The sequence below is a fragment of the Cryptosporangium sp. NPDC051539 genome (genome assembly GCF_044454545.1).
Taxonomy (GTDB): domain Bacteria; phylum Actinomycetota; class Actinomycetes; order Mycobacteriales; family Cryptosporangiaceae; genus Cryptosporangium.
Genome location: NZ_JBITDV010000042.1, coordinates 1 through 1,197 on the forward strand (window position 1 = coordinate 1; position 1,197 = coordinate 1,197).

Annotated in this window: 1 protein-coding gene; it reads left to right on the forward strand. The window is 68.9% G+C overall.

The genetic code is table 11. From position 1 onward, the window contains the following. The coding region (locus tag ACIBZJ_RS43220; protein ID WP_395939434.1) for an IS4 family transposase at nt 1–1,000 on the forward strand (1,000 nt) is incomplete at its 5' end. Nucleotides 1,001–1,197: the final 197 nt, after the last annotated feature.

The window sequence follows — 1,197 nt, forward strand, 5'->3', positions numbered from 1 at the left end:
GCGTCGGCGGCGGTGGAGTGGTGGCTGGCAGGTGCCTTCGACCGCCGCGATCTGGAAGGGCCGCCGCCGGTTGGGTGTGGAGCCGGTCAAGGCGCTGTTCGCCCAGGTGTGCCGGCCGGTGGCGGGGCCGGGCACGGCCGGAGCGTTCTACCGTGGCTGGCGTCTGGTCGCGATCGATGGCACCACGTTCGATCTGCCCGACACGGCGGAGAACGAGGAGGCGTTCGGCCGGCCGCCCCGTTCGGGCCGTGGCCTGCAGCGGGTCGGCTATCCGCAGATCCGCATGGTCGGTGTGGTCGAGTGCGGTACTCACGCGGTGTTCGCCGCCGCGACTGGGCCGCTGCGCACCGGGGAACAGAACCTCGCCCGCCAGATCCTGGGCTCGCCGGACACCCTCACCCCGGAGATGCTGTTGCTGGCCGACCGTGGGTTCTTCGGCGTCGACCTGTGGAAAACCGCCGCCGCGACCGGCGTGGATCTGCTCTGGCGGGTCCGCAAGGACATCGTCCTGCCCGTCATGGAGCAGCTGCCCGACGGGTCCTACCTCTCGGAAATCTTCGACCAGACCGACATCCACCACACCCGGGCCGGGCAACGCGTCCGCGCGATCGAGTACACCCTCGACGGCCAGGAGGAGGTCTACCGGCTGATCACCACCATCATGAACCCCGACCAGGCCCCAGCCGCCGAGCTGGCCGCGCTCTACACCCAGCGCTGGGAAATCGAGTCCACCCTCGACGAGATCAAAACCCATCTAGGGGGCCCGAACCTCGTTCTGCGTTCCCGGCACCCCGACGGAGCCGAGCAGGAACTCTACGGTTTCCTGCTCGTCCACCACGCCATCCGTGACCTCATCCACCAGGCCGCCCGCGAGGCCGATCTGGATCCCGACCGGGTCTCCTTCACCCGATCTCTGCGGGTCGTTCGCCGCCAGGTCACCGACCAGGCGGCGTTTTCCCCCCGGCAGACTCACCCGCGCTCTGCGGCGCACCCGCGATGAAATCCGCGAACGTCTGCTCCCGCCCCGCCGACCCCGGACCAACCCCCGCGCCATCAAACGCAAGATGGCCAACTGGCCGCTCAAACGCCCAGGCCAGGACGACGCCAGCACCCCAACCAAACCGGCCGTGACGATCATCCCAGCGACCAAGCCTCACCGGGTCAAACGGACACCAAGACCCTAAGTCACCGGTATTG